Here is a 13,272-nt window from a genome sequence, read left to right as displayed (position 1 = left end):
GGGCCTCCCCAGAGCCGGGGCGCGTGCCACCCCTCCGCGGCGCGCCCCCGGTCCCTGTCCCCGCTCGGGTCGCCCTGCCGTCCGTGCAACGTGGAGGAAATATTTGTCAGGACATTCTGACCTCGGTAACCTGATCACATGACCGCGAACCTGGCGATCGACCTGGACCGCTCCAGTCCCGTCCCGCTGTACTTCCAGGTGGCCGAGCAGATCGCCGAAGCGATCAGGCGAGGCGACCTCGCCCCCGGATCCAGGCTCGACAACGAGATCCTGCTCGCCGACCGGCTCGGGCTCTCCAGGCCGACCATCCGCCAGGCGATCCAGTATCTCGTCGACAAGGGCCTGCTGGTGCGCAAGCGCGGCGTGGGCACCCAGGTCGTGCACGGCCAGGTCAAGCGCTCGGTCGAGCTCACCAGCCTCTACGACGACCTGCGCCGCGCGGGGCAGGAGCCCGCCACGCAGGTGCTGGCGCTCGAGCCGCGCCCCGTCGACGAGCAGGTCGCCCAGGTGCTCGGCCTCTCGCCCGGCGACGAGGCCCTCTACCTGGAGCGGCTGCGCTTCGCCTCGGGCGAGCCGCTGGCGCTGCTGCACAACTGGCTGCCCCTCGCCCTGGCGCCGCTGACCCCCGAGGGCCTGCAGGGCAGAGGGCTGTACGAACTGCTGCGCGCCGCCGGGGTGCGGATGCGGGTGGCCAACCAGCGCATCGGCGCCCGCGCCGCCTCCGCGACCGAGGCCAAGCTGCTCGACGAGCGCAGGGGCGCGCCGCTGCTCACCATGATCCGCACCACCTACGACGACCAGGGCAGGGCCGTCGAGCACGGCTCACACGTCTACCGGGCTTCGCACTACTCCCTCGAGGTCACTCTCATCGAGAGATGAGGCCCTGCTCGCCTTCCTCTTGAGATACCAGGTGGTGCCGAGCCCGAACAGCACGGCCGCCACCAGCCCCACCCACGAGAAGCCCTTCAGCCACTTCTCGGCGACGATGCCCAGGTAGTAGATCACCGCCGTGGTGCCGCCCGCCCAGACGATGCCGCCGAGCACGTTGGCGACCAGGAACTTCCAGTACGGCATGCGCAACGCCCCCGCCAGCGGCCCGGCCAGGATGCGCAGCAGTGCGACGAAGCGCCCGAAGAACACCGTCCACATGCCGTAGCGGTGGAAGTAGTGCTCGGCCTTGGCGATGTGGTGCGGCCCGAAGTGCTTGGGGAACCTTCTGCCCAGACGGTCGAAGAGGGGCTTGCCGCCCCTCCTGCCGACGGCGTAGCCGATCGAGTCGCCGACGATCGCCCCCACACTGGCGCACACGCCCACCCAGACGGGGCTCACCACACCCTTGGCCGACAGCAGGGCCGAGCTGACCAGGACGATCTCGCCCGGCAGCGGGATGCCCAGGCTCTCCAGCCCGATGACCAGCCCCACCAGAGCGCAGATCCACAGCGGCGGGATGGCCTGCAGCCATTCGTCGATATGCATCCGGACACCTTAGCGTCGGCAACCTGCGGAAAGAGCGCCGACAGAAGTCGCGATCACACGGGCCGGTCGGCGCCGGGTCCAGGTCGGAGGGCCGCCGCCACTCCGCCGGGATCGGCGCCCTGTGGCCCTCTGTCGCCCGCAACGGGCGCGCAGGGCGTCCCCGGGTCACGCTCCCCCTGTCGAGGACCGGCGCGGCCCGACGGGGCCTCGACACCCGCGCCGACGGCCTGGCCGCCTGTGTGCTCTCCCCATGGCGACCGGGATCGGGACCGTGGCGCCCCAGCCGTCAGGCTGTGTGACCTGTCCGATGTCGCAGCGCCCCGGCCGTCGTATGGACGGGGCCGGGGCGCTCGGACCAGAAGGCGTTACCGCGTGACCCGGGTGCCGCCGAAGGTGACGACGAGGCGGCCGTCTGCGGCGAAGGACCAGTTCAGGGCGCCGGAGTAGGAGGCGCAGCGGGAGCCGTTCGTGCCGGACCAGAACTGGTTGGAACTGTCCGCGTTGCCGACGATCTTGTCGTTGCTGCCGCTGCCGGCGCGGCAGGAGACGTTGTTGCGGAACACCGAGCTGCCCGCCTCGAAGGTGTAGTTGCGTTCGGTGTTGTCGATGCTGATGTTGTCGGAGACCGTCATGGCGCCGGGGTTGCGGTTGTAGGTGAAGCCGTGCTTGCCGTTGTTGTACGCGATGTTCCGCCGGATGACGTGGTTGACCCCGATGTCCTCGCCGCCGAGCTTGTAGCCGTTGCGGTCACCGTTGCCGGCCTGGCCGCCGTCGCTGAGGGTGCCGTTGTCGTACGACAGGGAGTCCTCGATGGTCACCGCGCCGATGGCCCCGGTGTCGGTCTTGGTGTAGAGGTCCCAGCCGTCGTCGATGTTGTTGCGCGCCACGGCGTAGCGGAAGACGTTGCCGGAGCCGACGGTGAGCTTGGCGGCGAAGCCGTCGGCGTCCTCGCCGTCGGAGTCGGCGTTGTCATGCGAGACGACGCTCAGCATGAGGTTGTCGGCCGGCCACCGGTCGCGGGGAGTGGTGGAGAGCATCCGCGAGAGCTGCAGGCCGGTGTCGCGGTTGAACCTCGTCACCGTGCGCTCGATGATGTTGTCGCTGCCGCCCACGAAGATCCCGTTGTCACCGGCGCGCTCGACGGTGATGCCGTTGACGTGCCAGTACGACCCGTTCACGGCGAGACCGCGGTTGGCCGGGTCCTCGGCCTGCGCCGAGAAGTTCAGGATCGGCGTCTCGCCGGGGTAGGCGGTCAGCTTCTTGCGGGCGCTGGGAGTGCCGTTGTTCCCGTCCGCGATGGTGACGGTCTGCGCGAAGGCGTACGTCCCGCCGCGCAGGTAGATCGTCCCACCGGCGGCGACGCGCGTGATCGCCGAGGTGAGCGTCGTCGGGTCCGACTGCGTGCCGGTCGCGCCGTCCCTGCCGCTGGGCGACACGTACAGCGCGCCGCTCGGCGGGGTCGTCGGGGTGACGGTCGGGGTGGGCGTGGGGCTCGGCGTCGGCGTGACGGTCGGGGTCGGCGTGGGGCCGCCACCCGCGGGGCGCAGGGTCCACTGTTTGGAGGTGACCGAGTCGCAGGAGTTCTGCTGCAGGACGGCGCCGACCGCGGTGGAGCTGTCCTTGACGTTGAGGCACTTGCCGCCGTTGGCGTTGACCACCCGGTAGTCCGAACCGGCGGCGACCAGCTGCCAGCTCTGCGAGGCGGCGCCGGTGCACGTCTCCTGCTGGACGGCCTTGCCCGCGCTGGTGGAGGCGTCACGGACGCCGACGCACTTGCCGCTGTGCCGGGCCTTGATCTGGTAGGCGCTGCCGGAGGCGGTGAGCGTGAAGACCGGTTCCGAGGTCTCGGCGCACGCGTTCTGCACGAGCTGCACGCCGTCGCCGGTGCTCTGCCCTGGTACGGCGGCGCACAGGCCGCTGCGGGCGTTGACCAGGGTGTAGTCGCCGTTGGCGGGGGCCGCCCAGGCCGGCGTGGTGACCGCGGCCACCAGGCCGGCGGTGGTGAGGAGCCCGGCGGTCAGTGCGACCGCCAGTTTCCTTCCCATGGATTGCTTCTTGTGCACGTCCAGCTCCATTCCTGCAGTGGGGGGTTTGTTCAGGCATGGCTGTCAGAGCTGCGGGCCGGAGGGGACCGCGGCTGTGGACTGAGAGGAATCCGGGGTGCCGGGCCCCGTGGCACCGGGGACCGCCCCCGGTGGGTCGTGGTACGGCTTGCGCGGGCCGTACCTGTGCTCGGTCAGTTCTTCAGGTCGTCGGCACGGGGTCGCGCTCTGCGCAGTCGACGCCAACCGGTTGCAGAAACAGTGCCGTTACATGACAAGCACCGTCAATACATGCCGATAAAACTGCAAACGCGATCGGGTGTTCCGCCTGGTTGTGTCGCTATTTCTGCAACAACCGATTGCAAGGATTCCCGTGCGGGCTGCGGCAGATGCCGACCGTTCTCGAGGAGATTCACGTCGGGCTGTCGCTGTCGCGCACACCATCCCCCGCCGCCACCGGGTATCGCGTCCGGCATGTCATCGCCTGGCCACCGTCCTACGGAAGACGCTCGTGGCCGTCCGCCGACCGTGGCCGACGAGTGATCGTGCCCGCCCGGAAAAGCCAGTCGACCGCCTCGGCCACGGCGTCCGGGGAGGTGTGGCGGGGCCGGTGACCGAGCATGCGCAGCGCCTTGTCCATGCTGCAGTGGGGACCGTGCGCGAGGTGGTCATAGGTGACCCTGGCGTCCTCCTCGGACACCGTGTGGCGCCACCGCTCCCACGGCAGGTACGCCAGCCGCGCCTCCTGCCCGAACCAGCCCGCCACCGCCTCGGCATAGCCACGCAGCGTGAGACCGGTGGTGGCGACCGAGTGGAAGCTCTCGCCCGTGGCAGCCGTGGGGTTGGCCAGCGCGTCAACGAACAGCCGGGCCACGTCGTCCGCGTTGCCCTACGCGCATGCGCCCCCGCCTGGACGCGCCCAGTCATGCGCCGATCGCGGAGATGAGGCCGGGCTCCAGGCCGTGCCTCGCCCCGTCGCGGAAGGCCGCCGTGAAAGCCCGTTCTCCCAGCTTCCGGCGGGACTGCTCCGCGCAACGCTCGTGCCACCTCGCGTGATACCCCAGCCGGGCCGGTGTGGTGCCCACCACCTGCCACAACGCATGGGCAGCGCCCAGCGTCCTGGCGGCCCGTTCGTGGTCCCCCCTGGCGCCGGCCGTCCACGCCAGCACCTCCAGGCACTGCGTGAGGGTCCACCGGTCGTTGATCTTCTGGGCGAACTCGGCCGCCTCGCTCACCAGCGCTCCGGCACGACAGCAGTCACCCAGGTTCCACATGGCGATGCCGAGCGCCAGCTTGGCGTGACTGCATGACATCGAAGCGTGATGGGTCTCGCACAGCGCCAGCAGTTCCTCACCGAACCTGGCGGCTCGCGCAGGGTCCTCCGTCGAGCCGTAGACGGCCGCGTAGTAGAGGTTGAAGGCGACGCTGTCGATGTCGCCGGTGGCGCGGTGGAGGGCGAGCGACTCCTCCAGGAGCGCGAGGCCGCGTGGCGCGTCGCCGGTGGAGAAGGCGGCGAGACCGGAGGTCCGGATGGCGAACGGCAGGACATTCTCGTTGTCTGCCTGCCGTGCCATGGTGTGACATTCCTCCAGGCTCGGCATCGCCACGGCCAGGTCGCCCTGGCGGAGGGCGAGCATGCTGTCCACCCAGAGCGCCATCGCCCGGGCTCCTACCGCGCCTGGCACCAGGTCCAGACCGCGCTCCAGCCAGTACCGGCCTTCGGTGAGGGAGCCGGCGAGGAGCCAGTAGAGCCACATCGCCGTCGCGGTCTCCAGCCCCTCGACAGCCGTGCTCGGCTCGCTCAGGCACATCTCCAGCGCCGCGCGCACGTTGGGCAGCTCGCGCCGCAGGAGCCGGTAGCGCTCGAGCTGGTCCGGGACGATCCGGTCGATCCGGTGTCCCTCCACCACATCCCGGTAGTGGTCGATGTACCGCCCGCGCAGCGCTCGCGCCTCCGAAGGATCCAGCCGCTCGTACCCGTACGCGCGGATGCTCTCCAGCATGCGGTACCTGACTCCGGCCTGCCCCTGCTCGCCCACCAGGACCGACTTGTCCACCAGACCTGCGAGCAGATCGATGACGTCGGCGAGGTCGATCTCGTCGCCTGCGCACACCGCCTCGGCGGTGTCGAGGTCGGTCCCACCGGGGAACATCGACAGCCGGGCCCACAGCCGCTGTTCCGCCGGCGAGCAGAGATCGAAGCTCCAGTCCATGGTCGCGCGCAGCGTCCGATGGCGGGGCAGCCCGGTGGGGCTCGCGCGCGCCACCACGTCGAAGTGTTCCTCCACCTCACGGGTGAGCTGCTCCAACGGCACTGCGCGCAGCCGCGCCGCGGCCAGCTCGATCGCCAGCGGAATTCCTTCCAGGCGCTGGGCCAGCCTCGCCAGACACGCCGCGTTCCTTGCGTCAAGGGAGAAGCCCGGCCACACGCTCGCCGCGCGATCCACGAACAGCCGTACCGAATCGTGCCGGGCGATGTCGCTCGGCTGGTGGCCGTGGTCAGGCACGGACAGTGACGGGACCACCAGCACCTGCTCGCCGCTCACCCTCAAGGTCTGCCTGCTGGTCACCAGGATCCGCAGCCGGGCGGCACCCCGCAACAGCTGCTCCACGAGGCGGGCGCAGTCCTCGAGCAGGTGCTCGCAGTTGTCCAGCACGAGCAGCATCCGCTTGTCCGCCAGGTAGTCCACCAGCATGGTCGCGGGGTCGGGTCCCGCCTCCGGCAGGCCCAGCGCCGCGGCGACGGTCGGTGCCAGCAGGTCACCGGCTTCCAAGGTGGCCAGCTCGACCGTCTCCACGCCGTCCTTGTACGTCCGCCCGAGCGTCTCGGCGACCCTGGCCGCCAGCCGTGTCTTGCCGACACCGCCCACTCCGGTCAAGGTCAGCAGCCGCGTGTGGGACAGCATCTGCCTGGCCTGCGACACCTCGCGTCTGCGCCCGACGAACCTGGGCGCCTCCATCGGCGGGCCGGTCCTGGCCGCAGGACGGCGCTCGGTCCGGCTCACGGCGCATCTCCGGAAAGGCTCGGGTCATCCCCCGGCTCCTGCCGGCTGACCCAGGCGGCGATCTGGACACGCGAGGTGAACCCGAGCTTGACGAGGATGTGCTCGACGTGTCCCTCGGCGGTGCGCTGCGCGATCACCAGCGCGGCCGCGATCGCCTTGTTGCTCATGCCCTGGGCGACCAGCCGGGCGATCTCCATCTCCCTGCGGGTCAACGGTGAAGGCCTCCGCTGTGGCTCGCTCTCCGGCGGGTCCTCCCGCATCGCGTACTCCAGCGCCTCGGCGAGGGTGAGCCCTGCGCCCTTGCGGAAGGCGGCCTCGAACCCTCTGGCACCGAGGTTTCCCCTGGCCGCCCGCTCGCAGGTGTCATGGTGTTCGGCGAGGTAGCCGAACAGGGGGCCGCCGAAGGAGCGCCAGATCTCCCGCAGGGCGCCGAGGAGCAGGGCCGCGCGCTCACCGTCACCCTCGCCGCAGCTCATCCATGCCAGGGCCTCGATGCACAGGGCGACGCCCAGGTGGTCGTCGAAGGGCTCCTTCAGCCGTACGGCCTCGCGTTCCATCTCGACCGCCCGCCGGGTGTCCCCCCGCTTCCACACCTCGATCCCGTACGTCCACAGCGTGTATGACCGGAACCAGTTCTCGTGGCGCGGCTCGCAGATCGCCAGGCACTCCTCGAACTGCTCGACGGCCTGGTCGGATCGGCCGAGAAGCGACCGCGTGGTGGCGAGATAGATCAACGAGTTCACGACGCCGATCTGGTCGTCCGTCCTGCGGCTGCAGTCCAGCGCCTTGCTGAGGAGGGTCAGCGCCCTGGGGAGGTCCTGCTGGAGCAGGGCGGCGAGGCCGGCGACGTACGTGGCGCTCCCTGTGATCGTCAGGTCGTCGAACCGGCGGGCCAGCTCTCCGCACTCCTCCAGCAAGGTCGCGGCCGCCGTGAAGTCGCTCTGCAGGACCGCGAGCCGAGCCTTGACGCAGAGAGCCCAGGCGCGGGCGGGAGTCGGCCGCTCATCGGCGGCGAGCAGGCGGTCGAACCAGTTCCTGCCCTCGTGCGGGGAGTCGGCCGCGATCCAGTAGTACCGCAGCGCCGAGGCGATGATCAGGCCGGACTCGGCCTCTCCCCCCGCCGCGAGGCAGAAGTCGAGGGCGGTGCGGAGATTGCCGTGCTCGGTGCGCAGGCGCGCGTACCAGGTCACCTGATCCGGTGTGAACCAGTCGTGCTGGGCGCCGAGCACCAGGTCCAGATACCAGTCGCGATGCCGACGCCGCAGCTTCTCCTCCTGGCCGGACTCGCGCAGCCGGTCCCGGCCGTACTGGCGGATGGTCTCCAGCAACCGGAACCGTACCTTCGACCGGTGCTCCTCCCTGACGAGGATGGACTTGTCCACGAGGCCGATCACCAGGTCGAGGATCTCCTCGGTGGCGATGCCGTCGCCGGAGCACACGTGCTCGGCCCCTTCGAGGTCGAGGCTGCCGGAGAACACCGAAAGGCGTGCCCAGAGCAGTTGCTCCTGCGCGGTGCACAGGAGGTAGCTCCAGTCGATCAACGCCCGCAACGTCCGCTGGCGGGGCAGCATCACCTTCGATCCCACCGTGAGCACCCGGAACCGGTCCTCCAACCGGGTCAGCAGCTGTTCGACGGAGATGGCTCGCAGCCGGACGGCCGCCAGCTCGATCGCCAGTGGGATGCCGTCCAGGCTCCGGCAGATCCGTACCACGGCTTCCCGGTTGTCGTCGGTGACCGCGAAACCGGGCAGCACGGCCCCGGCCCGCTCGGCGAACAACCGCACCGCGTCGGACTGCTCCGACGACTTGCCTGGCGGCCGCGACATGTCGCCGTCCAGCAGCGGCAAGGGCGGCACGACCATCGTCTGCTCGCCCGCGACGCCGAGCACCTGCCGGCTGGTCGCGAGGATCCGCAGGCCGGGCGCGGAGCGCACCAGCGTCTCGGCCATGACGGCGCAGTCATGCAGCAGGTGCTCGCAGTTGTCCAGGACCACCAGGGTCTGCCTGTCGCGCAGGTGGTCGGCGACTACCTCGAGCAGGGGCCTGGTGGACAGGTCCGGGATCTCCAGGGCCTCGGTCACCGCCTGGACGAGCAGATCCGGGCGTTCCAGCGCCGCGAGCTCGACCAGGTACACGCCGTCGGGGAAGGCGCGCCGCACGTCGGCCGCGACCCGGAGGGCCAGCCGGGTCTTGCCGACGCCGCCCACGCCGACGAGGGTCACCAGCCTGGAGCCGGCCAGCAGCCGCTTGACCTCGGCTATCTCACACCGACGGCCCACGAAGCTGGTCAGCTCGGCCGACAGCCCACAGATCTCCCAACCCCTCGACGCCACCCCCATGGGCGCTCCACCCGCGTGGTCCCTCGCGACACCCGTTCGATCGGAACTGAGCCGATGAAGTCCAGATTACGCCTGGACTCGCCCGGAGGTTTTTACCGTTTTGTATGGAATCGCCACAGGGATCCTGAGGTTGCAGACGTGTGAGGACCTGCGCATAACCTGAACAACGGCGGCTTGGTTGTTCCATCGTCGACCAAGCCTGGCGAGGTAATCGATGACAGCGCTGAGGACCAGCGCCTCCAGCCGGCAGCAGAAGGCGCGACTGCCGGCTGAGGCGACCAGCTTCGTAGGCCGCAGGCACGAAGTGGCCGAGGTCAAACGATGCCTGCCCGTCTCACGTGCGGTGACCTTGACCGGTGTGGGCGGCGTCGGCAAGACACGGCTGGCCCTCCGGGTCGCGCTCGACGTCGCGCGGGACTTCCGCGGCGGGGTGTGGTTCGTGGAACTGGCCGCGGTGGAGGATCCGGACATGCTCGCCCAGATCGTGGTCGAGGCTCTGGAGATCCGTGACCACAGACTCAGCTCGCCCGTGGAGGTGCTCACCGAGTATCTGCGGGACAAGCAGGCACTGATGATCCTCGACAACTGCGAGCATCTGGTGCACGAGTGCGCCGTCCTGGCTGACGTGCTGCTGCGCTCGGCCCCCGAGCTGCGCATCCTCGCCACCAGCCGGGAGGCCCTCGGCTTCGCGGGTGAGCAGACGCTACCTGTGCCCACGCTCCCGTTGCCGGACCTGGACGGCGCGCGGCTGCCCGCCGAGTCGCTCGCCAAGTGCGATGCCGTCTGTCTGTTCACCGAGCGGGCCAGGGCCGTCCTCCCCTCGTTCGCCCTCACCGAGGACAACAAGGACGTCGTCGTCCGAATCTGCCGGCAGCTGGACGGTCTGCCGCTCGGGATCGAGCTCGCCGCCGTCAGGTTGCGGGCGCTGTCCGTCCAGCAGCTGCACGAGCGCCTGGACGACCGGTTCCGGCTGCTGACTGCCGGCTCGCGGGCCGTACTGCCACGTCACCAGACGCTCCGCGCGCTGATCGACTGGAGCCATGCCCTCTGCTCCGAGAAGGAGCAGGCGCTGTGGGCACGCGTGTCGGTGTTCGCCGGCAGCCTGGATCTGGAGGCGGCCGAGGCTGTCTGCTCCGGCCACGGAATCGCCCGCGAGGAGATCCTCGACCTGGTGTCCGGCCTGGTGGACAAGTCGATCCTGATCCGGGAGGAGCACGGGTCACAGGCGCGCTACCGGTTGCTGGAGATCATCCGCCAGTACGGCATGGAGAAGCTCGTCGCCGCGGGCGAGGAGGCCACTCTGCGACGGCGGCACCGTGACTACTACCGCGCGCTGTCGGCGCGGGCACGAGCGCAGCTGTTCGGGCCGTCGCAGATCGCCTGGTTCGCCAGGCTGCGACTCGAGCACGCCAACCTGCACACCGCGCTGGAGCACTGCTTCGGTGATCCGTCAGAGGCCGCCGACGGCCTCGACATGGCCGCCGACCTGCTCTACCACTGGATCAGCTGTTACTACTTGGGCGAGGGCCGCCACTGGCTGGACCGGGGACTCGCCGCTTACACCCAGCCGGGCGAGATACGCGCCCGGGCACTGTGGGCCGACAGCTGGCTGGCCATCATCCAGGCCGACCTCGCCTCCGCCACGGCGAGGCTGGAGGAGAGCCGGTCCATCGGCGAGCGGCTGGAGCTGGAGCCGGTCCTCGCCTACGTCGCGCTCTACTCCGGGATGATCGCCATGTGCGAGGGCGATGCCGAGTCCGCCATCGCGCTCTACCAGGAGGCGCTGGCCCGGCACCGGGCCACCGATGACCCCGTGGGCACGGCTCTGGCCCTCATCCGGCTGTCCCTCGCGTACTCCTTCTGCGGCGACTCGACGCGGGCCATCTCGCTGGGCGATGAATGCCTTGCCCTGTCCGACGCCCACGGAGAAGGCTGGCACAGGGCGTACATGATGATGGCGCTCGGTGTGGAGGTCTGGCGGCAGGGTGACGCCGCGCGCGCGACCGAGCTCGAGACGAAGAGCCTGACCTTCAACCGCGCGCTCGACGACCCGCTGGGAGCCGGGGTCAATCTGGAGGTGCTGGCCTGGATCGCCGCCACCGAGAAGCAGTACCGGCGAGCGGCCCAGCTGCTGGGCATCGTGGAAACGGTCTGGCAGAGGATCGGAGCGCCACTGTCGGGATTTGGCCATCTTTCGCACTATCACGACGAATGTGTGCAACACACTCGTCAGGCGCTCGGCGATTCGGCCTTCGACATCGCGTTCGAGCGGGGCGCCCGGCTCACCTATGACCAGGCGCTCGCCTACGCGCTCCGTGAGGACAAGCACGTTGACGAGCAACCCGCCGAGACGAAGGGGGCGCAGCTGACCCCGCGGGAGACGGAGATCGCCGGTCTCGTCGCCCAGGGCCTGTCCAACAGGGAGATCGCCGCCTCCCTGGTGATCTCTCGGAGAACCGCCGAGGGGCACATCGAACACATCTTGAGCAAGCTCGGCTACCACTCACGCGCCCAGATCGCCGTCTGGGTCGGCGAGCAGGCGCGCCCGGCCGACGACAGGTCCCCGCCTGACACCGGCGTTCAATAGGGCAACAGCCGCCCGGAGGGCGTCCGCAGGTCCTGGGCCGGGCGGACGATCGGCCTGCCGCCCTTGTGGATCCGGATCCTTCGCACGTAACCACTTCCCTTCAGACGAGTCCGGGCGCGGGAAGCTCGAACCAGACGACCTTCCCGTCGCAGGTATGGGCGGTGCCCCAGCAACAGGCCAAGTCGGCGAGCAGAAGGTTTTCACGGCCCACCCGGTCCCTGGTCCGCGAGGAATCCGCGTGCTCGACCTCGCAGCGCAGCAACCCGTCCTCGGCGGCGAGCATGAACCGGATTTTGTCGCCGCTGTGACGCAGGGCGTTGGTTACCAGCTCGCTGACAAGAAGGTCCGCGACCGCGGCCTGGTGCTGAAGTCCCCACTGCACCAGGCGGTTGCGGGTGATGCGCCGCGCGCTGGGCTCGGCGGAGGGCTCGCACGAGAGAACCCAGCAGGCCGTCCGGTCGCCGCCGGCCGGCCAGACGCGAGCGAGCAGGCCGTCGGCGAAGGCCAGGAGCCGATTAAGGGTCATGAGTTTCATGCCGCATTCCCAGTGCGCACAAGTCCGACGAAGATGCTCCGGCCGTCCGGCAGTAGTTCACCGGCGTCATCGAAGATGACGACACCGTTGCAGAGCAGCCCCCACCCCTGTTCTGGGTGAAAGGCGACCATCCGGGCCGAATCGTGGTCCGAGGCGTCCGCCGACGGGCACTGCGGTTGATGCTGGCGCATGGCTCGTACCCTTCTCTGTATGTTCGTGGTTCTGCTGAGCTCATGTCTAAGCACTCAGCCTGCCCCGCGGACGGTACGAGCAAGACGGGATAAACCCCCGTATACGTACCTATTAGCTACAGGTAGGTACCTACGTAGTGGGCGCGCCCGGCAGCCCGTCTCATTCCGACCTGAGCTTGTCGGCGGTTCGTGGAGCCGGATGACCGTCCACACTGGGGCGATGACAAGCGACGCCGGGCCTCCACCCCGACCTGTCTTGGCGGACACAGCGCGAGAGCGGATCCCGACCGTGTTCCCCTGGAGCATCGGCAAGATCGCTGGTTGCCTGGACTCCACGATCGACCATTCCATCCAGATCGTCGACCGCGCCACCGAGATCGCGCCAGACGACAGCACAGGGAACCGTGGGTAATGCTACGTATGCGCATGAAGCATCTGCGGGTGCCCGCCGGAACGCTGCTGTTCGCGGCAGTGGTGGCGTGCGGCGGTCAAGACCCGACGACCGCGCGGACGAGCCCTGCTCCGTCGGCGTCCAAGCCGACCGCCACGTCCACGAAGGGCGCTTCGTACGAGCTACGCAGGAGCGACCTTCCTTGGAACGGCACGGGAGACCCGTACAACGCCATGGTCGGGCTGGACGACGGGCGGCGAGTGGCCATGCACCACCGGCGGGGGAAGGGGCTCTTCGAACAGCACTCCGGTCCACAGTCCGACGGGTGGACGAGGCCACGCCTGATCTACGGCACGAAGACCGAGGCCTGCCAGGGGATTCACCTGCAGGCCTTCGGCGAAACCGTCACGGTGACAGCGGACTTCGGCCTCTACTGTTCGGACGGCGAGCCGCCGATGGAGTCCATCGCGGCCGTCAGCGTGGGGAACCTGCACACGTGGGACCACCATCTGACGAGAGGCTTCGACGGCTGGGAGCGGGTCTCGGCGGGCGATGGCGGAAGGGAGATCACCTTCAGACGGGGCTCCTCCACGCTGCGGTGGAGCAGGGCGAACGGGTTCTCGAAATAAGGGCGATCATCTCCCTCTCGTTGTCTCTGCCGTTCGGGAGACGCATTCGGATGACATGGGCGTCGCGGGGACTTCCT

Annotated in this window: 10 protein-coding genes; 3 read left to right on the top strand and 7 right to left on the bottom strand. The window is 69.4% G+C overall.

Annotation, left to right across the window (positions count from 1 at the left end; all coding sequences use genetic code 11):
• The first annotated feature begins 138 nt into the window (after positions 1 to 138).
• Positions 139 to 879, top strand: coding sequence for a GntR family transcriptional regulator (locus ABFX55_RS09000; protein WP_346119475.1), 741 nt, complete (start codon positions 139 to 141; stop codon positions 877 to 879).
• Here the strand turns inward: ABFX55_RS09000 and ABFX55_RS08995 are convergent.
• The 5 genes from ABFX55_RS08995 to ABFX55_RS08975 all read right to left on the bottom strand — a co-directional run bounded on the left by ABFX55_RS08995 (position 823) and on the right by ABFX55_RS08975 (position 8,862).
• Complete coding sequence (locus tag ABFX55_RS08995) at positions 823 to 1,476, bottom strand: DedA family protein (protein WP_346119473.1); 654 nt, start codon at positions 1,474 to 1,476, stop codon at positions 823 to 825. The two genes, ABFX55_RS09000 and ABFX55_RS08995, sit on opposite strands and share 57 nt — an antisense overlap.
• Positions 1,477 to 1,841: 365 nt before the next feature.
• On the bottom strand, positions 1,842 to 3,521 hold the full coding sequence (locus tag ABFX55_RS08990) for an RICIN domain-containing protein (RefSeq protein ID WP_346119471.1): 1,680 nt from the start codon (positions 3,519 to 3,521) through the stop codon (positions 1,842 to 1,844).
• 493 nt (positions 3,522 to 4,014) lie between these two features.
• A complete protein-coding gene (locus ABFX55_RS08985; RefSeq protein WP_346119469.1) occupies positions 4,015 to 4,392 on the bottom strand; it encodes an NAD-dependent epimerase/dehydratase family protein in 378 nt (125 codons plus the stop codon).
• Between the two features lie 49 nt (positions 4,393 to 4,441).
• Entirely contained in the window at positions 4,442 to 6,523 is a 2,082-nt protein-coding gene (locus ABFX55_RS08980; protein ID WP_346119468.1) for an ATP-binding protein, read from the bottom strand.
• A complete protein-coding gene (locus tag ABFX55_RS08975) occupies positions 6,520 to 8,862 on the bottom strand; it encodes an ATP-binding protein (RefSeq protein WP_346119466.1) in 2,343 nt (780 codons plus the stop codon). The genes ABFX55_RS08980 and ABFX55_RS08975 overlap by 4 nt, the downstream gene beginning before the upstream one ends.
• Before the next feature lie 214 nt (positions 8,863 to 9,076).
• Here ABFX55_RS08975 and ABFX55_RS08970 point away from each other — a divergent pair, with 214 nt between their 5' ends.
• Positions 9,077 to 11,449, top strand: a complete 2,373-nt coding sequence (locus ABFX55_RS08970; protein ID WP_346119464.1) for an ATP-binding protein — start codon at positions 9,077 to 9,079, stop codon at positions 11,447 to 11,449.
• Between the two features lie 100 nt (positions 11,450 to 11,549).
• On the opposite strand, the gene ABFX55_RS08965 is transcribed toward ABFX55_RS08970, so the two are convergent.
• Complete coding sequence (locus ABFX55_RS08965; protein ID WP_346119463.1) at positions 11,550 to 11,984, bottom strand: ATP-binding protein; 435 nt, start codon at positions 11,982 to 11,984, stop codon at positions 11,550 to 11,552.
• Entirely contained in the window at positions 11,981 to 12,175 is a 195-nt protein-coding gene (locus tag ABFX55_RS08960; RefSeq protein WP_346119462.1) for a DUF5999 family protein, read from the bottom strand. Before ABFX55_RS08960 ends, ABFX55_RS08965 begins: the two co-directional genes overlap by 4 nt.
• A gap of 420 nt (positions 12,176 to 12,595) precedes the next feature.
• Between ABFX55_RS08960 and ABFX55_RS08955 the strand changes: the two genes are divergently transcribed.
• Positions 12,596 to 13,195: a hypothetical protein gene (locus tag ABFX55_RS08955; protein WP_346119460.1), complete on the top strand. Its 600-nt coding sequence runs from the start codon at positions 12,596 to 12,598 to the stop codon at positions 13,193 to 13,195.
• Positions 13,196 to 13,272 lie beyond the last annotated feature (77 nt).

Origin of the sequence: Nonomuraea roseola (assembly GCF_039535395.1) — a bacterium.
Lineage (GTDB): Bacteria > Actinomycetota > Actinomycetes > Streptosporangiales > Streptosporangiaceae > Nonomuraea > Nonomuraea roseola.
Note: the sequence above shows the minus strand (reverse complement) of the source record. Positions and strands in the feature narration are given on the sequence as shown.